19 protein-coding genes are annotated in these 17,766 nt (G+C 59.3%); 8 read left to right on the top strand and 11 right to left on the bottom strand.

The window, feature by feature from the left end; genetic code table 11:
- The first annotated feature begins 697 nt into the window (after nucleotides 1-697).
- Nucleotides 698-1,108 (top strand): hypothetical protein, encoded by a 411-nt coding sequence (locus JBE38_RS02485; RefSeq protein WP_205343485.1) that lies wholly within the window; start codon nucleotides 698-700, stop codon nucleotides 1,106-1,108.
- Nucleotides 1,109-1,187: 79 nt separating this feature from the next.
- Here the strand turns inward: JBE38_RS02485 and cynS are convergent, their stop codons facing one another.
- Together cynS and JBE38_RS02475 are read right to left on the bottom strand one after the other, a co-directional pair.
- Nucleotides 1,188-1,658, bottom strand: a complete 471-nt coding sequence (cynS, locus tag JBE38_RS02480) for a cyanase (RefSeq protein ID WP_060755824.1) — start codon at nucleotides 1,656-1,658, stop codon at nucleotides 1,188-1,190.
- Nucleotides 1,659-1,688: 30 nt separating this feature from the next.
- Entirely contained in the window at nucleotides 1,689-2,330 is a 642-nt protein-coding gene (locus JBE38_RS02475) for a carbonic anhydrase (protein ID WP_060755825.1), read from the bottom strand.
- Nucleotides 2,331-2,441: 111 nt separating this feature from the next.
- On the opposite strand from JBE38_RS02475, the gene cynR reads away from it, so the two are divergent.
- From cynR to JBE38_RS02460, 3 genes are all read left to right on the top strand, one after another.
- Nucleotides 2,442-3,335: a transcriptional regulator CynR gene (gene cynR / locus JBE38_RS02470; protein ID WP_205343484.1), complete on the top strand. Its 894-nt coding sequence runs from the start codon at nucleotides 2,442-2,444 to the stop codon at nucleotides 3,333-3,335.
- 141 nt (nucleotides 3,336-3,476) lie between these two features.
- The gene (locus JBE38_RS02465; protein ID WP_205343483.1) at nucleotides 3,477-4,904 is read left to right on the top strand and encodes an MFS transporter; all 1,428 of its coding nucleotides are present in this window, start codon (nucleotides 3,477-3,479) and stop codon (nucleotides 4,902-4,904) included.
- A gap of 96 nt (nucleotides 4,905-5,000) precedes the next feature.
- Nucleotides 5,001-6,389, top strand: coding sequence for an aminotransferase-like domain-containing protein (locus tag JBE38_RS02460; RefSeq protein WP_205343482.1), 1,389 nt, complete (start codon nucleotides 5,001-5,003; stop codon nucleotides 6,387-6,389).
- On the opposite strand, the gene panB is transcribed toward JBE38_RS02460, so the two are convergent.
- Complete coding sequence (gene panB, locus JBE38_RS02455) at nucleotides 6,377-7,192, bottom strand: 3-methyl-2-oxobutanoate hydroxymethyltransferase (RefSeq protein ID WP_205343481.1); 816 nt, start codon at nucleotides 7,190-7,192, stop codon at nucleotides 6,377-6,379. The two genes, JBE38_RS02460 and panB, sit on opposite strands and share 13 nt — an antisense overlap.
- A gap of 151 nt (nucleotides 7,193-7,343) precedes the next feature.
- On the opposite strand from panB, the gene JBE38_RS02450 reads away from it, so the two are divergent.
- Nucleotides 7,344-7,511 (top strand): DUF2986 domain-containing protein, encoded by a 168-nt coding sequence (locus tag JBE38_RS02450; protein WP_090369737.1) that lies wholly within the window; start codon nucleotides 7,344-7,346, stop codon nucleotides 7,509-7,511.
- 4 nt (nucleotides 7,512-7,515) lie between these two features.
- On the opposite strand, the gene JBE38_RS02445 is transcribed toward JBE38_RS02450, so the two are convergent.
- Both JBE38_RS02445 and JBE38_RS02440 read right to left on the bottom strand, forming a co-directional pair.
- Nucleotides 7,516-8,502, bottom strand: a complete 987-nt coding sequence (locus JBE38_RS02445) for a GlxA family transcriptional regulator (protein WP_090369735.1) — start codon at nucleotides 8,500-8,502, stop codon at nucleotides 7,516-7,518.
- 2 nt (nucleotides 8,503-8,504) lie between these two features.
- A complete protein-coding gene (locus JBE38_RS02440; protein ID WP_205343480.1) occupies nucleotides 8,505-9,047 on the bottom strand; it encodes a cysteine hydrolase family protein in 543 nt (180 codons plus the stop codon).
- A gap of 197 nt (nucleotides 9,048-9,244) precedes the next feature.
- Between JBE38_RS02440 and JBE38_RS02435 the strand changes: the two genes are divergently transcribed.
- Genes JBE38_RS02435 through JBE38_RS02425 form a run of 3 tightly spaced genes read left to right on the top strand, consistent with a single transcriptional unit; the run spans nucleotide 9,245 to nucleotide 10,634 of the window.
- On the top strand, nucleotides 9,245-9,520 hold the full coding sequence (locus JBE38_RS02435; protein WP_060755830.1) for a metal/formaldehyde-sensitive transcriptional repressor: 276 nt from the start codon (nucleotides 9,245-9,247) through the stop codon (nucleotides 9,518-9,520).
- Complete coding sequence (gene dmeF / locus JBE38_RS02430) at nucleotides 9,517-10,422, top strand: CDF family Co(II)/Ni(II) efflux transporter DmeF (RefSeq protein WP_205343479.1); 906 nt, start codon at nucleotides 9,517-9,519, stop codon at nucleotides 10,420-10,422. The genes JBE38_RS02435 and dmeF overlap by 4 nt, the downstream gene beginning before the upstream one ends.
- Nucleotides 10,423-10,454: 32 nt before the next feature.
- Nucleotides 10,455-10,634 carry a DUF1289 domain-containing protein gene (locus JBE38_RS02425; protein ID WP_090369728.1) on the top strand — a complete coding sequence of 60 codons (180 nt, stop codon included), beginning with the start codon at nucleotides 10,455-10,457 and terminating at the stop codon, nucleotides 10,632-10,634.
- Nucleotides 10,635-10,644: 10 nt separating this feature from the next.
- Here the strand turns inward: JBE38_RS02425 and JBE38_RS02420 are convergent, their stop codons facing one another.
- The 6 genes from JBE38_RS02420 to JBE38_RS02395 form a co-directional block, all read right to left on the bottom strand.
- On the bottom strand, nucleotides 10,645-11,511 hold the full coding sequence (locus JBE38_RS02420) for a DNA/RNA non-specific endonuclease (RefSeq protein ID WP_090369726.1): 867 nt from the start codon (nucleotides 11,509-11,511) through the stop codon (nucleotides 10,645-10,647).
- Between the two features lie 363 nt (nucleotides 11,512-11,874).
- The gene (locus tag JBE38_RS02415) at nucleotides 11,875-13,119 is read right to left on the bottom strand and encodes an MFS transporter (RefSeq protein WP_205343478.1); all 1,245 of its coding nucleotides are present in this window, start codon (nucleotides 13,117-13,119) and stop codon (nucleotides 11,875-11,877) included.
- Complete coding sequence (locus JBE38_RS02410) at nucleotides 13,109-13,840, bottom strand: 2OG-Fe dioxygenase family protein (protein ID WP_205343477.1); 732 nt, start codon at nucleotides 13,838-13,840, stop codon at nucleotides 13,109-13,111. Before JBE38_RS02410 ends, JBE38_RS02415 begins: the two co-directional genes overlap by 11 nt.
- A gap of 4 nt (nucleotides 13,841-13,844) precedes the next feature.
- Nucleotides 13,845-15,212, bottom strand: a complete 1,368-nt coding sequence (locus JBE38_RS02405) for an ATP-grasp domain-containing protein (protein ID WP_205343476.1) — start codon at nucleotides 15,210-15,212, stop codon at nucleotides 13,845-13,847.
- A 30-nt stretch (nucleotides 15,213-15,242) separates the two neighbouring features.
- Nucleotides 15,243-16,397 carry a KamA family radical SAM protein gene (locus tag JBE38_RS02400; protein ID WP_205343475.1) on the bottom strand — a complete coding sequence of 385 codons (1,155 nt, stop codon included), beginning with the start codon at nucleotides 16,395-16,397 and terminating at the stop codon, nucleotides 15,243-15,245.
- Between the two features lie 147 nt (nucleotides 16,398-16,544).
- Nucleotides 16,545-17,762: a hypothetical protein gene (locus JBE38_RS02395; RefSeq protein ID WP_205343474.1), complete on the bottom strand. Its 1,218-nt coding sequence runs from the start codon at nucleotides 17,760-17,762 to the stop codon at nucleotides 16,545-16,547.
- Nucleotides 17,763-17,766: the final 4 nt, after the last annotated feature.

The raw sequence follows: 17,766 nt of genomic DNA, 5'->3' as shown, positions 1-17,766 counted from the left end.
GGAATCCCTCCCCAGACAGAATGTCGGATAATTACTCGTGAACCATGATTGAAAGCCTGATCATTAAAGTCCGTCAGCGTTCCGGAGGTATTAGGATAAATAACGGCACAGTTCTCTTGAGAGCTGTAGGGACGGTAGTAACACAATTTCACTTCCTCCTTGATACTTTGAGGGTAATAGGTCGCTCTCCATTGGATCTCCAACAACTGCTTGGGATCGGTAAGGGTACCTGTGGGGATATCCGAGGTATTAACATAAAAACTTGTCGATCCGAAGCCTGGATCCTCATTCGAAGTCGACAGAACAAGGACAGAGCCAGGCGCACTTGTTTTAGTGATCAGTCGCTCCAACGCGAAAACTTCTCCGCTGGCAGAAATCAGCGCTGCCCCTAACAAAGCTAGAATAAAATTTCGCGCACTCACACAAAACCACAAAGCCGTCGAGCTTTTCATAATCATCACCATAGCGTCAAAAGTTGAGTACCTAAGGTTCCAATCAATCCAGCCGTATGAATCACGCCATTACCCTTGCACGTTTTATCAACTCAAGTAACCCCACAACCTCCTAAAAACACGAAGTCCTCATCTGTCATACTTGAAAGTAAGACTTCGTCAGCAACTTCCTAGTCCCGCACACCCTCTACTCAACCCGCCCATTTCACGTCATGATGTGCCCCCCATATCAAGGACGTTAAATAATGAAAGTTTCCCTCGCCGCCTGGGTACTGGTGCTTTTACCCGGTGTGGCCTGCGCGCTCCCCGTCCTGAAAGACACCACGCTCTACACCGACACCGCCCACGACTGCCAAGACGTCGATCTCGCCACCTGGCAACACCCGACCCGTGCGCTGCTGGAGAAAAACCATTTTCAGCTTGAACGCATCCAGCTCTGCAACGATGGGCACTACCCGGTTTTCCATGTGCAAGCGCCCTACGACCCGCGCGGCCAGACCAAGGATTTTTACCTGCCGTTGTATGAACGCATGCGCAAGGCCAACGGCAAATGGCCGTTCGCGCTGGTGGATAACAGCGATGCGGTAGTGGTGTATGTGAGCTACCCCAAAGACGATGGGATGTCCCTGGATTACGAGGGCTTCGAAGCGCCGTAGTCATTCGGAGCCCGGGACTTGCTGGAATTTGCTGCAACGTGAACCGGCGCCTCACGGCGCCGGTTTTTTTACCTCGCGATCAGAACGGTTTGGTCGGCAAGTATTTGCCATCCAGAGTGATCACGGCGCGGGAGCCGCCGTCCGGATCATCGACCTTTTTGACGTCCAGCTTGAAGTTGATGGCGCTGATGATGCCGTCGCCAAACTTCTCGTGAACCAGCGCCTTGAGCGTGGTGCCGTAGACCTGAATCATTTCGTAGAAGCGGTAGATCGTCGGGTCGGTGGGAATGCCGTTGCCGAGGCTGCCGCGCAACGGAATTGTTTGCAGCAGGGCGACCGCGTCCGCGTCCAGGCCCAGGGTGTCGGCCACCTTTTGCGCGGCGTCCGCCGGCAGTGGGTGCTGGCCTAGCAAGGCGGCGGTAACGAAGGCTTCATGCAGGCCGGTGCCTTCGGCAATCTGGGCGAACGACAGGTCTTTGCGGGCCTTGGCCAACAGGATGACGTCGGTCAGGGCAAGGCGGGTGTTCTGGCTGATTTGCGACTGGATCATGGGTTTATCTCCGTGGGTAAACATCAGGGGTTAGTGCGAAACGGCCCGCACGCTCGGGTTGTCGGCGAGGGCGACGAATTTGCCGGTACGGTTGTCGAAGGCTTGGATGCCGCCGCTTTCGATGTCGTAGACCCAGCCATGCAGGGTCACCCGCCTCTCTTCAAGGGCAAGGCGAACCGAAGGGTGAGTCTGGATATTGGCCAATTGCGCGATCACGTTTTCACGCACCATGGCGGCGACTTTCGCGGGCACATCGACATGCTGGCGGGCCTCGTTGACCACCCGGCCGGAATCGGCGTAACGCAACCAGCCGGCCACGGCGGGCATGTGGTCCAGGCACGTGCAGGTGGCGATGGCGGTCATCGCACCGCAATCGGAATGCCCACAGATCACGATATCGCTGACTTGCAGGGCAGCCACCGCGTATTCCACCGAGGCCGACACACCTCCGGGCTCCGGGCCGTAGGACGGCACGATATTGCCGGCGTTGCGGATCACGAACAGGTCGCCTGGCTCGCGCTGCGTGACCAACTCAGGCACCAGGCGGCTGTCGGAGCAGGAGATGAACAGCGCTCGCGGGCTCTGCTGGTTGGCGAGGTCTTTGAACAAGCCGGCGCGCTCGGGGAAGGCATGGCGTTGAAACTTCAGGAAACCTTCGATGATGTCTTGCATGGGTGACTCCGTGGGTTCGCGATGCGATGGAGCAGAGGTTACGCAGCCGTTTAAATAAGGTAAAAGTCTCAAATATTATCCAGAGCATTAGATAATCTTATGAAATCAAACATGCTGGCACGGCACATCCAGTACTTTTTGGCCGTGGCACAACACGCAGGCTTTACCAAAGCGGCCGAGGCCTTGCATGTCTCGCAACCGGCGCTCTCACAGCAAATACGGCAGTTGGAGGAAAGCCTCGGCGCGCAATTATTCGATCGCTCGGGTCGCAAGACACGCCTGACCGATGCCGGCGAGGTTTACCTGCGTTACGCATTGAGGGCCGCGCAGGAGCTGCAGCAAGGTCAGCGTGCGATTCATGACGTAGGCGATTTGAGCCGGGGGTCGCTACGGATCGCGTTCACGCCCACCTTCACCACTTACCTTGTCGGGCCGCTGATGGAAGCTTTCCACCGCCGCTATCCGAACATCACCTTGAGCCTGTATGAGGTCGCCCAGGAAGCGCTGGAACGCCAGCTACTGGCCGACGAACTGGACGTGGGGATCGCCTTTGATGAGGTGCACGCGCAGGACATCGAGGCCACCCCGCTGCTGGTTGAAACCCTGGCGCTGGTGGTCGGCAGTCAGCATCCGCTGGCCGGGGAACGGACTATCGGCCTGCCGGCGCTGAACGCCGAATCCCTGATTTTGTTGAGCCAAGCGTTCGCTACCCGCGAGCAAATCGACCGCTACTTCAACCAACACGGCATTTGCCCGCGCGTGGTGATGGAGGCCAATGTCATCGGTGCGCTGATTGAGGGGGTGCGCAGGACGACCCTGTCTACTCTGTTACCCGCCGCCATTGCGCGGGCGCATCCGGGGTTGATCGCAATTGAACTGGGGCCACAGCGCCTGCAACGCACGGCCGTGTTGATGCAGCGTAAAGGGGTGTACCCGTCAGCGGCCACGCGGGCGTTCAGGGAGGTCGCCGAGGAAGTCGCGTCAGCGCTGGAGGCAAGCTGTTGAGCCTTTGATGGAACGCGGCAGAGGTCACCTGCGATGAATATTCCAAGCCATTTCTTGACAAAATAAATCGCCGCATCGCAATATTCAAAGCGATCACTTGGTAAATCAAGCCAAGCCCGACAGCACAACAAGGAATAGTCGATGCAAACCCATGACAGCAGTTGGGGCGAATTGCTGCGCGGCGAGAACGCCGCTCGTTCCATCGCCCTCTCCGGCGGCATAGCGCTCTATGCCACCAACACCTACATCGCCACCACTATTTTGCCGTCGGTGGTCGCTGAAATCGGCGGGTTGGCGCTCTATGCATGGAGCACCACGCTGTACGTGGTGGCCTCGATCCTCGGTTCCGCCCTCACCTCCAAGCTGTTGCAACACACCGGCCCGCGGCTGGCCTATACCGTCGCCACGCTGATCTTCATGGTCGGCGTGTTGATCTGCGCACTGGCGCCGAGCATGCCGGTGATGCTCGCAGGGCGTTTGATCCAGGGGCTGGGCGGCGGGATGTTGCTGGCCCTGTGTTATTCAATGATCCAATTGGTGTTCGAAGAACGCCTGTGGCCCCGGGCAATGGCCTTGGTGTCGGGCATGTGGGGCGTCGCAACGCTGGTAGGCCCGGCCGTGGGGGGCGTGTTCGCCGAACTGGACGCCTGGCGCTACGCCTTCGGCGCCATGGTGCCGGTGAGCCTCGCCTACATCGTGCTCACTCACCGTGCGCTGCCACCCCGTGACAACGCCACGGACAGCGCCAGCCGCTTGCCCGTGCCGCAACTGGTGCTGCTGGCCGCTGCGGTGCTGGCCGTGTGTGCGGGCAGCGTCTCGTCGCTGCCGAGCTGGAACCTGCTGGGCATTGCGGCCTGTGCCGGGCTGGTATTTCTGCTGATCCGGCACGAGTCCAGCGCCTCGATCCGCCTGTTGCCCAGGGACGCGTTGAGGTTCAACACCCCGCTTTGTGCGCTCTATGCGACCATCTGCCTGCTGGTGATCGGCATGAGCAGCGAAATTTTCATGCCGTACTTTCTGCAGCATCTGCACGGCCAGTCGCCGCTGTATGCCGGTTATATGGCGGCACTGATGGCCGTCGGCTGGACCGTCTCGGAAATCCTCAGCTCCGGCTGGACAGGCCGCAGCGCACAACGCGCCATCCTCGCCGGGCCGCTGTTTATCTTGGGCGGACTGGTGCTGCTGGCAATCACCACCCCCGTGGCCAGCCTGGGCGAATGGGCACGGCTGGCGCCCATCTGCCTCGGAATGTTCCTGGTAGGTTTCGGCATTGGCCTGGGTTGGCCGCACCTGCTGACGCGCATTCTGCAAGTGGCGTCGGAGCAGGACAAAGACACGGCCGCTGCGTCGATTACCACTCTGCAACTGTTCGCCATGGCCATGGGCGCGGCACTGGCGGGCGTGATCTCCAACGTGGCGGGCATCAATGATGCGACCGGCAATGCCGGCATCGCCAATGCGGCACAATGGCTGTTCGCGCTGTTTACCCTGGCGCCGGTATTGGCTTGGGTGATGGCACGGCGCGCAACCCGAGCGCAGGCCAGTACCGGCGGGTTAACGGTGTCTTGAGCGTGGATTTCCGTATGGCATCGCCTTGCAGGATACTGGGCCGGACCAACCCCTGATGGGCGTGCCATCATTAGCGGTCGAACGCTTCGAGTGATCATGGAAAAAACCCAGCACAGCTCTTTTGCCTATCAAGCCGTGTATCGCTACCTCGTCGAGTTGATCGAGGCGGCCCCTGTGCACACCGAGCAAAAACTACCGTCGCTGCGCCAACTGGCGCGGCGCCTGGGAGTGTCGGTGTCGACCACCAAGTACGCGTATGCGCTGCTTGAAGATGAGGGGCGGGTCGAAGCCAGAGCCAAGTTCGGTTACTTCATCAAAGCCCTCCCCGGCGGCACGTTGGCCCCCCGCCCTTCCAACCTGCTCGATCAGGTATTCGCCAACGCACGGCAACCGGGAATGCTGGCGCTGAGTAGCGATGCACCCGCCCTGTTGCTGTCTCTGGAAAACCCACTGTGGATGATCGAGCGCGAGTTGGCGCGGCAGTATCCGCGCTCGCTTGCGCCCCTGTACCTGCCATTCGGCGAGCCCGAACTGCGTGCCGCATTGGCCGCGCGCTACACCCACTCCACCGACCGCTACTGGCAAGCCGATGAGGTGTATATCGGCGCAGACCTGCACAGCGTGCTGGCCATTGCCCTCAATGCCCTGAACCTGGCGGGCACGGTAGCGCTGGTGGAGTCGCCCTGCTCGTGGGCGGTGTTGCGTCAACTGGAAGCGGCGAAGGTGCGTGTGATCGAGTTGCACCTCGACGCCGACGGGCGTTTCGACCTGGTGGCGCTCAGTGGCTTGCTCCGGCAAGAGCCGATTCGACTGGCGGTGTTCTCGTCGACCGTGAATATTCCCCAGGGCGGCCTGATGCCGGCGCAGGACAAGCAGCAGATCTGCCGTTGGCTGGCGGAACGGGATATCTGGCTGTTCGAGAACGACACCTACGGCGAGCTGTGTTTTGCTGCGTACCCCGCGCGCTATCGCGACTTTGCCGACCCCAGCAGACTGCTGGTGTTCTCCACCTTCGACAAAGTGATCGGCTCCGAAGCGCCCTACGGGTACGTGCTATGCCGCGAGCAGCGGCCGGCGTTACAGCGGTTGTTTCTGGAGCGCGGGTTTCGCCTTTCGCCGATCCGTCAGAGAGCCATCGCCAAGCTGTTGACCTCCAAACGCGTCGACGCCCATTTAAAAGCACTTCGCGCGCAGCTATTGACGCGGATGAACCAACTCAAAGCCCTGCTGGAGGTCCACGATCTGTGGCACGTTCAAGTGCCCCAAGGCGGCGCGAGTTTCTGGTTGCAGGCCAGGCGCCCGGTGCAGATGCGGCGTGTGTTCGAATCCTTGCTGGCCCGGCGCATCGTCATCGCCCCAGGTGAATTGTTCAGCCAGCATGGCGCCTGGCAGCAGCATCTGCGCCTGAGTTTTACCCTCGACTGGAACAAGGATATCGCCCAGGCGGTACACCAACTGGCCGAGGCGATCCGTCAAAGCCCGTAACAGTGACGCGCTTCGGGAAAGCGGCCATGGCGCACGTCGTCGGCAAAGCGGGCGCAGGCATCGCGAATCACTTCACTGACATCCGCATACTGTTTGACGAAACGCGGCAGGTACCCGCTGCCCAGGCCCAGCACATCTTCGGTAACCAGTACCTGGCCGTCGCACGCCGGCGACGCGCCAATGCCGATGGTGGGCATGCTTGAATCCAGGGTGATCTGGCGCGCCACGCCTTCGGCCACACCTTCCAGCAACAGGCTGAAGGCGCCCGCCTCGAGGTTGGCGCGGGCGTCTTCGGCAATCACCGCACCGGTTTGCGCCGTGAGGCCCTGGGCCTTGAAACCGCCCATCACATTGACGAACTGCGGCATCAACCCCACATGGGCCATTACCGGAATCCCTCGCGCCACCAGAAATTCCACCGTTCCCGCCAGCGCCTGATTGGCCTCCAGCTTGACCGCATCACAGCCCGTGCGCGCCAGCACCTGGGCACAATTGCGGAAGGCCTGCTCGAAGGATTCCTGATAACTGCCGAAGGGCATGTCGGCAATCACACAGGCCAGCTGCGTGCTGTCGACCACGGCGCGGGTATGCCCGATGGTTTCTTCCAATTGCATGCTCAAGGTCGAGGCGCGGCCATAACCGACCATTGCGGTGGAGTCGCCGACCAGAATGAAGTCGACCCAGGGGTCGATCAGCCGGGCGATGGCGCTGGAGTATGCGGTCAATGAGACGATTTTCTGCTGGCCCTTCATCGCCACCAGTTGCGGAACCGTCATGCGTTTTGTGCGGGTGTGGGTGCTCATCAGGATCTTCCGTTTACGCTGGATACCCGACCGGATTATTGGCAAAAGGACTCGCGGTTCAATGTACAGATCGACGCTAAAAAGCGACTCAGGTAACGGGCCGTTTTTTTAAACTGATATCATCCGGGTCTGTACAACCCAGGTAAAAGACATGAATCGCCAAAAGAAACTCCAGCAGCTCTTCAAGGCCAAGGCCAAAAAGGCCAGCGCCAAATTGGCGCCGAAAAGCAAAGACAAATACATCAGCAAAGCCGACCGTGCGAAACTGGCGGCTGAAGCGGCTCAAGAGCCGGCCACGCCCGCCGACACGTCCTGCTGAACCATCAGCCGGCATCAACCAGGAGGCGCAGGCTGGAAGGCGTGCCGGCTTCGTATTTGCTCCAGATGCGCCGCAGGTGGCGCGCCGAACCAAAGCCTGCGCGCTCAGCGACCGTTTCAATACCCAGGGCCGACTCGGCCAACAGTTCACGGGCCACGGCCAGTCGCAGCCGATGCAGGTAGTCGAGCGGGCTGCTACCGACGTGCTCGTGGAACAGCCGCGCCAGGTGGCGGCTGCTGGTGTAGGCCAACGCCGCCATGCGCGTGGCGGTCCAGGCTTCACAGGGGGCGGCAGCGATGGCGTCCTGCACCCGATGCACGGCCGGATGCAGATGATTGCGCCCGGCGATCCAGGGCGACAATTGCGGGTCGGCGCCACTGCGGCGCATATACACCACCATGTCCCGAGCAACCGTGCAGGCCAGGCGTGGGCCGGCCAGCTCGGCAAGCAGGTGCAGCATCAGGTCGATCCCCGCAGTGACGCCGGCGCTGCAACTCACCGGACCGTCAGTGACGTAAAGCCGGTTTTCCAGCACTCGGGCCTTGGGCGCCACGGCCTGCAATGTGGCGCACAGCGCGTGGTGCGTGGTGCACTGGCGCCCATCCAGCAATCCGGCCCTGGCGGCACTCAACGCTCCCGCACAGACGCATACCAGCCGCTCGCCCGAAGGCGCGTACACGTTCTGTAGCCACTGGGTCAGCGCCTGACTGGCCACCTCGAACGCCTGTTGGCGTGCCTTGCTCACCTTCGACGTGGAGCCTACCAACACCACCAGGGTACCAGGTGCCAGGACCGCTGGAAGTGGAGCCAAGCCGGCCAGCGGCAAACCAATGGAGGTTTGCAGGGACTCCACCGGGCTGACGTACTGCAGGTCGAAATCGATGACGGCCGGGTCCTCAACTTGAGCCGCCAGGCGCAGCACTTCGGCGGGGCCTGCCAGGTCGAGCATCAGTACATTGGGCAGCAACACGAACAGCACCGGCACGCTCACGGTCAGGCCTCCAAGGCCTGGGCGACGGTGACGATGCGCGCAAAGCGGTCTTCGAGCACCAGCTCCGTGCGCTCGCGGATCTCGGCCGCAGTGTAGACCCGGGCACTGCGCGCGTGAGTCATGGGGAAGGTCAGCGTCGCCTCGCTGACAAAGTCGACGGTGAAGCCGCTGTCCGACGCCTGCCGCGTGGTGGTTTCGCAGCATTGTTCGGTGCGAATGCCACTGATGATCAATGTGTCCACCCCCATCTCCGTCAGCCGTGCCGCCAGGGGCGTGCCGGCAAAAGCACTGTGGTAGCGCTTGTGGATGACCAAGGCCGGCTCGATCGACAACTCGCTCAAGGTTCTGACGTTGCCCGATGCCATCGAAAAATGCCCCTGGTCTTCAACATGGAAGACTTGTATCACCGAGATACCTCGTTGAACACACCCATCAATCAGGGCCTGTTGTTTGGCAAGGTAGTCAGGCAGGTCATTTTCGGACCAGTAGGTGGAATGGCGGAACGAATGCTGGGCATCGATCACGATCAGGGCTTTGCGTTTCATGGACAGTCCTCGTGGTGTGAATTTCAGACGCCATGGTAGGCGCGCCACCCGGTACGCAACAGGCACAGGCCGGACCAGCCGAGGACGGATTCGGACATCATGACATACCAGCTTTCGGCAACCGCTCGACGCCTCGCGTTGTATAGGGGGGCGGGGTATGCAATGATCCGCCCCATCATAGGTAGGGGGGGTATGCCGTGGGCCATATAGCCGCGAACAAAGACAGCTTGATCAAACGCGTCAAACGCATCGCCGGGCAAATCCAGGCAGTCGAAAAAGCGCTGGAGTCAGACGCCGACTGTGCCAAGACTCTGCATCTGGTGGCCGCCACCCGTGGCGCCATCAACGGGCTGATGGAGGAAATCATCGAAGACCACGCCAGGGCCCATGTGGCCGATCCGTCCCTTAGCGAAGAAGCTCGCAACAAAGGGGTCGAAGAATTGCTCGAAGCCATCCGGCGGTATTCCAAATGACTCTCACGCCTCACACCCACGAGCATGTATTCCTCGGTTCATCCCACGAAGAAAACGCCAGGCGCACCCTCTGGGTGGTGTTGCTGACCGTCGTCATGATGGTGGCGGAAATCGCCGCCGGCGCGTTGACCGGTTCCATGGCCCTGCTGGCTGACGGCTTTCATATGGCTACGCATGCCGGCGCCTTGGGCATTGCCGCTGCGGCCTACGCCTACGCCAAACGTCACGCGAACAGCCCGCGCTACAGCTTCGGCACCGGCAAAGTCGGCGACCTGGGCGGCTTCGCCTCGGCGCTGATCCTGGCGCTGGTGTCCCTGGGCATTGCTATCGAGTCGGTGATTCGCCTGCTGCAGCCTGCCGAGGTGCAGTTCGGGACAGCGACGCTGATCGCCGTGTTGGGCCTGGCGGTGAATATCCTCAGTGCGCTGCTGCTGGGTCACGGCCATAGCCACGGGCATGACCACGACCACGATCATCACCCGCACGGCCACGACAACAACATGCGCTCGGCCTATGTGCACGTGATCGCCGATGCCTTGACCTCGGTGCTCGCCATCGCCGCGTTACTGGCGGGCCGCTACCTGGGTTGGGTGTGGCTGGACCCACTGATGGGCATTGTCGGCGCCCTCGTGATTGCGCGATGGGCCTGGAGCCTGATGAAGGCCACCGCCGGTGTGTTGCTGGACCAGACCGATGAACAGGTCGCCGCCGAGATCCGCGAGTTGGTTGAACAACCCGGCGATGCCAGGATTACCGACTTGCACGTCTGGCGCGTCGGCCCCGAGGCATATGCGGCGATTGTCAGCGTGGTCGGCCGCTCGACCAATGCCGAGAGCATTCGCGAGCGCCTTGAAGCTGTCCATGAGGTGAGTCACCTCACGGTCGAATTTCACGCCGCGTAACGGCGGCCTTTACTGCGCACCCGGGTGAGACCTTGGCCAAAGATATTGAAAACCCCTGCATTTCCATCTGCCAGCTCAGCGGTGACCTGTGCGTCAGCTGCGGACGCAGCAAGGACGACATCCGCAAATGGAAACGCATGAAGCGTCCCGAGAAAATGGCCGCTGTGCAACGTGCGACGCAGCGGCTCAAGGCATTGAAGAAGGCCAGGTAAGGTGGACGGATCAGGTCCGCCCGACAGACCCCGCGACCGGCAAATGACCCAGCAACCTGAGCCCGGTGCTTTTGACAAAAGTGTCGTAGTCCATCGGCTTCTGGATGCGAGTCTCGGCGTTAGGCAGCACATAGGCCCAGGCGCGTTTTGACGAAGCGTCGTACACCAGTTTGAACAGGCGCGTCGGCACCCAGACCTTGTGAGGGCCCATGGTGCTGTAGCCCGGGTCAAACAGCGGCCCAGTGAACACGAAGACATTGCCACCGGCACGGGTGGCAAATTTACGCACGTCTGCTTCGACCTTGCTCCAGATCTTGCGGTTGTTGGTCGGGTCTTGGGGCACCATGTTCGACAGCGCGAAAGACTGCGCCATGGCATTGGCACTCGGTGCGTCGGCGGCCGGAGACTGGTGACCGCGATCCATCGCCGGATGCTGGCCACGATAGTCGCTCAGTTCTGCGCGACCGTCCTTGGGAATGCGTGGGTCCGGGTAGAACTGGTTGGTGCGCTCCTCGCCCTTGGCATCTTTCAACTGCGCGGCATTCAGGCGTTCGACCACCACCAGCGGTGTCCTGCTGGTTTGCGAATAGAGCACTGCGAAGTTGTCGGAACACAGCGCCAGAGGTTTCATCATGGCAGGCACGGTGGCGGTGTTGATCGGTGTAGCGCCAGGGAACAGATCGGCACAACTGTCGAACGACGGCTTTTTCTGTTGGCTGGAATAAAGCTCAAGAGCCGCGCCCTGACTGACCGAGCCGGATCGAGTGCTGTGTTCTTGGGCCGCTGGTTTGAACAGGTCCAGCAAGCCACGAGCTTGCGTCTGGATGGGGAGCAAAACAAGGGCCGTCAGCCCGACTGCAATAATACGCAGGTGCATGGAATGATTCTTCGAATGAGAGTGAGGCGAAAGGCTTCGTCACCGGAGCCAAGCTTATGATATTGCTATGTTTATTGACTTGTCCAAGTCACATTAGTGCCTCACTCAAGCCGGTTTTCATCTCACCAGCTGAAACGGTCGATAACCATCGACACCAACTGTTGCCCAGCCCGAGCGGGCCGTCTTTGCGCCGCGCCAGGCAATACGTCGAGCACGAAGAAACGCTGAGGGCCGACATTGCCAACTGCAACCCACGCTGGAGCTGGATCGACAACGTTCTGGAGAACGCAGGCCTGACGAACTGATGGGAACACCGCACTCACTCGTGCGCCGGTACAGCACGCGAGCGAGTGCCCACGCGCGTCACTCCTCGAAAAACAGCGCCTTGGCGGGCAAACGCCGACGCCTGAGGTACATCCACACCGCCATGATACTCAACGCACTTAACGGCAGGCCGTGGAACAGCACAATCACCTGCGCCGGGCTCCAGGCCAGATAGAACGGCCCGACGATGAGCATTCCCACGCCGAAGCCGGTCATCTGGATCAGCGTCAGTAAGCTGAACAGCGGCAAACGTAGCGTCTCGGGTTCACGCTGGGCACGCGATATCAAGGCCACTTCGGCTACGCCATCGCCCACGCCCGCCCAGACAATAAACACCAGCGCCAGCCACAACTGCGCCTGCTGGAAGGTCAGGATGAAGCCGGTCGACATCAGTGCGACTCCGACCATGAACAAGCGCTCCATGCCTTGGATGCCGCATCCTTTCAACAGTGCATTGGCCAAACGCGCCCCGGCAAACTTGCCGCATGCCCACACTGCCAATAAATAGCCCATGACCGTGTTCACGGTATCGGGGGCAATGAGCTGGGACAGCACCGGAAACCCGACGTTGTGTGCTGCACTGCCCAGGGTATCAAGCAGGCTGATGAGCAACATCGCCGCTAGCACAGGCGTACTTCGCAGCCCCTGCTTGAGTGCGTGCCACTCTCCCGACAGCCCTTTGTGCGCCACGGGAGATACCGCATACAACGCCCGCAGCGGAACAATCAGGATGGCGGCCAGCAAGTAAGTGGCGATATTGGTTGCAAAGACGGCCTCAAATCCGCCTTCTGCGATCAACAATCCCGACAGCAGGCTGCCGAATATTGCTCCCGTGGCGGCCGCGGACGTCAGCCAGGCATTAGTGTTCACACGCAGGCCGGGGGCAACCCAGGTAGGCAACTGGCTATTGAGGCCGATCGCAAAAAGGGAATTGCATAATCCGATGCCGAACGCGATGAAAGGCAGGATGTTCAGTTGGTGGGCCGGTGCCAGCAAGAGCAACGGCGTCAATAGCATAGCCCGGGAGAGATCCAGCCCGGCCAATGCGCCTCGCCCGGGAAAGTGCCTGAAAAAGCTGATCCCGAACAGGCTGGCGACAATGCCGCCCGCGACTCGACACGCCAGGAACACACTGACGAACACCACACTTTGGCTTAGCCAATAGACGTAGGTCGATAAAGCCACCATGTTAAGAAAGGCACCAAAATCGGAAACGCCCCTGGCGAATACGATCAGGCGTCCGTTGCGGGCGGACCGGGCAAGCGCAAGGTCGTCATTGAGCATGATCCGCCCCCTCCACCTTAGCGGGCAGGCGTCGGAACCCGACAAGCAGCAGGTCGCGGCTGGCGGGCAGATCGCCGCTCAATGGGCGAACCAAGCCGGCGCGGTGGTAGACCTTGCTGTCGTTGATCGCGATGGTTTCCAGGAAGTGCTCCATGGGCACGCTGAGCAGACAGCTGTCAGCCTCCTGCGAGGCGTAGATCTGCGATACCACAGGCACCGTATTGCACGCGTCGATGAAGTGCATGAACACCCAGTCAAGCCCATCCTGATGAATCCCCGAGGTTGTCGGGCTGCCGCTTGGTTTATCCGCCTTGACCCGAAACTGGTGGATATCAATGGCGTACGAATACTTGCCTAACTGCGGACCAATAGCAGCAATGTCGGTGGCCAGCAGCCGCTGCAAGAGCGGATGGGAGATAAAACCTTCCTCTGAATAACTCAGGGCATTCACCCCTTGGCGGTACTCAATGGGGTATACGACCGAGGAGGCGTAATTGGCATCTCTGTCCATCTGCAAATGCCCGTTGGGCGCTAAGCGATAGCGCAGAATCCGCCGCTCGCGGTGGGTGTACTCTCTGAACGCCTCGTCCCGGACCAGGTTCGACCAGTAAGCCCGGAAGCTGTGCTCTTCCTCTCGCTCGATGTGCAGCAACTCGCGAAAGTGACGTCCATGCCAATAATGATGCTGGCTCAAGTGAGCCGAAATCTGTGAGCTATCCATAGCGCTATCCTGCGAAGGGGAGGTCGATAACTGCGTTGAGGTTTTGCCGGACCGCATCATGCAGTGCACAGGCGTGGGCAACACCGTCGACCTTGGCCCAGCATTTGAGGAGGTAATGTTCTTCAATATCGGCGTCGAGATAGCCACCGGCTTCCTGCACGGCGTATTCCACTACAGCCGGGTGATCGTCCAAGTACCCTAGCCCTTCAAAACCTTTGAAACAGCCACTGCTTTCGGGATAAACCGCCAGCATTGCGTAGCTTTGCGTTGCCGCACCGACTTTGCGTTGCACGGTATCAAGCAGCGTGTCGACTACCGGATCACGCAACAGCAGGGAAACATACAACTGATACGGATCGAAGCCCGCGAGATCGCGCAAAGCGGCATTAACATACAACCCACCCAACCGGGGGTTGATCTCAATGACCACAGGCCCCTGCTCCGTCATGCGAAATTCGAAATGCGCGAGCGCGTCAGTCAGGCCTAATGCCTGCAAGCACGCCGCGGCGTAACTGCGGATCTGGTCACACTGCTGCGCCGTGAACGAAACAGGAGGCGTAATCAACAGATTCTCCAACACGGTGCCGCTACGCTCTGTCAGCAGCAGCTTTTCGTTGATCAGCACGGGATAAATTCGATTGCCCGCCGCCACACATTCCACCGTGCCTTCAACGCCCTCGATAAATCCCTCAAGCATGAGGCTTCGACCCGGAATGTACTCGCGTGAAGTCCCGTCGTCGTTGGGCAAGGTATGGGCGCATCCGTAGAAATCGGCACATGCGGCTTCACCGTGACGCGCGACAAACTGCACATAGTGATCTCGCAACTGCGCCCAGTTCGAACAACGCTTGATAAACGCCGACGCGCCGCCAAACGCAGGCTTGGCAATCAGCGGGTAGCCCACCCGGGCGGCGCCCTCTTCCAGCTCTTTTTCATCATTGCACAGCGCAAAAGGAACTGAGCGCAGCCCGTGCTTTTGCAGGGCGCGACGCATCAGGTACTTGTTGTTGCACGCGGCGATGGCCTCCGCCGACGCAGAAACCAGACCGAGCTTTTGGCACACCCTTGCGACGATACAACCCACTTGCCCTTGGGCAGAAGCATGTCCCGCATGACAAAAGATCGCTCGCACGGTGTACCGATCCTGAAGCTCGTCGACCAGCTCTAAAATAGTTTGCTCGCTCAGGGTTTCAAGCAAGAACACTTCGTCACTGTCCTGCTGCAACCGTTGCAGTTGGGTGCGCCCACAGACTCCTGCGATCAGGCACAGCAGCCCTTGCAAGCGAGCAGCGGCAAAGTGCGGTTCACGGTAGCGATAGCGCACAGAGGGGCTGTCGTCGATATCAATAAACAGAATAGCGTCTTGCTTCATCGTTGTTCACCACGTCTAGTCAAAGGCTGCTCATGCATCGTGCCAACTGCACCGATGACCGTTCCAACTCTGGAACGTGTAATAACGCTGACCATCGCGCATTTCAAAGCGGGGCAGCTCATCGGGCTTATCGAAATCCATGATGGGCACGGTAAATTTGCCTTGGGCATGGGGAAGCACGTATTCAGGCATGGCGATATTGGAAACGCGCCGCTTGAGGCGTTTCATCAGCGCGATCGCGTGGCTGATGGACGCTTTGTATTCACTGGCACCGGGAGAAAACGGCATGAAGTGGTACAGGTAATAGGGCTTGACGCCCATGCGGTAGAGATCGATGAATAGCGTGTGAAGCGTGTGCTCATCGTCGTTGACGCCCCGTAGCAACGGCATGTTCGAAAAGACGATCGGCACTACCGACTGAATACGTTTAACGGCACGTGCAAAGTCGTCACTCAATTCAAGCGGATGGCAGACATGTAGGCCGAATGCATTGACCTTGTATTTTTCCAGCATCGCCACCAGCTCGTCAGTCACGCGAAACGGGTTGAAACTCAAGGCCCGCGAGTGGATACGAATCAGCAGGTCATCACTGATCGAGCGCAGCGCCGCCAGGTTTTCCTCCAGCTTGCGATCGGACAGCATTAACGGATCGCCACCGCTGAGAATGACTTCCTCGATGGCAGGCGTATTACGGATATATTCAAGGGAATCGAGAAAAGAGTTGGTATTGGCGTTGGGCTTCTCGGTCCCCACTTGCAGAGTCCGCAGCGCCTCGAAGCAGAACTGACAATAGGCGTTGCAGGTATTGGTCATGCGCAGGATGACGCGGTTATCGTATTTATGCTGGCAGATCGGTGTTTTCATTTCATGGTGCAACTCCCAGTTCTCAGAAATACCGTCGTAATCATTCTGCGCAAGTTCGTTCCAGTAGGGCACTACCTGTCGCCAAAGTGGATGTTCCAGCACACTGCCGGCGTTGAGCGACCGCATGATCAAATCAATATAGTAGGGCGTGATCTGCAACTTGCGTCCTTGTAAGTTGTGCACGATATGGGCCGTCACGTCGTCGCCCCAACCGCCGCAGGCCTCACGCAGTGAAGGCTCGTCGCGCACGGCGTTTTTCTGCTGCCAGCGCCAGTCGCTCCATTGGTTTACAACGTGGATAACCCGATTGATTGTCGTCATTGACCGGATGCCTCCCTCAGTAAATATTTACAACACGGTAGTGAATATCGCACTGATAAGAACGTGCGGGCGTGGCTAAAACCAATGAGTGAAACATCGACTCAATTGTTCTTATTTGAAGAGTGGTCTGCCGTAGGGACCGAATACTTATGTCTGGCGTAAATCGCGCAAGGTAGGCACTTTTTCCCGCGCACTGACCCAAAATGCCGTGTCGGGTTCAACCTGGATCGTCGCGACGCCGCGTCGCAATCCTTCTGCCAACGCCGGCATTGCCATCAGGGCAGATTCGATGTCGGCACGGGCTGTTTGAGCGTCAGTAAAATGGGTCAAATCACCCGTTACACACAGGTGATCTCTGCCCGCATCGCCGCTGCTCAGTGTCAGTTGCAGAGCGAATGGCTGTCCGCAGCGCTGCCATATCGTTTCGCTCACCTGGGATAGGCTTAATAAATTACCGCAAAAGTTAAAACTTTTATCACTGCGCCCGTGCAACACCAAGGTGCCGACCCGCGGGTTAGAAGTGGGTAATAAAGTTGCCAGGTCTCCGGTGTCATAACGTAATACCGGAACCCGAGGTGCTTTCAAGTCGCTAAGGTACAACTTGCCTTGCTCATCGACTTCCGCCAACACCCATTTACTCAAGAAATCATAATGTCCCGGCGGGTGCTGGGGAGTCGATACACCTACCAACCCTACTTCGGTATTGCCATAAAGGCCGTAAAACGCGGCGTTTGGCCAAACCGTGCGAATATAGTGCTGCTTGGCCGCGGAGAAGGCCTCGCCAATATAGATAACCTTGCGAATATCCAGCTTTACATGCGCCTGCACCGCCCAGTGTGCGGCTTGAATAATACCGCCCGGTGTTGCCAACAAGGCCGAGACGCCGGCGTCTCGGCATATCTGCAGACAGGTTTGAGGGCAATCCTGTGCGTCCAAACGACCAACCGGCAAAAGCGTGCACCCAATAGGTTCCAATAAACGCGAAAACCCTTCATATAAACAACCAAACCCGCCAGGCACCAATAAGTTGGCCACCACATCGCGACTGGAAAATACCCGCTGCCCTAGAAAGCGGCGGGTCTCCAGAGAATAAGCATCACGTAATTCGCCGACGGCATAATCACTGGCAACCACTAAAGGAGACGCCGTGGTACCTGATGAACTGATCAGATAGCACTGACGCAAACCACCTGCCCGTCGAAGTTTCTCCGATCGCTCATGCAGATTGGCTTTTGAAGCCTGAGGATAAAGCCGGTCGAACTGCTCATAGTTCAGCACTCGCGGATAGCCCGTGTAACCGGCATCGTGATAGTGCTGAACCATTCGGTCGAACGACTGCGTATCAAAAAAAGAGTGATTGATCATGCAA

Origin of the sequence: Pseudomonas sp. ICBG1301, from assembly GCF_016918385.1 — a bacterium.
In the GTDB taxonomy this organism is placed as follows: Bacteria; Pseudomonadota; Gammaproteobacteria; order Pseudomonadales; family Pseudomonadaceae; genus Aquipseudomonas; species Aquipseudomonas palleroniana.
This window is presented reverse-complemented; position numbering and strand designations above follow the sequence as displayed.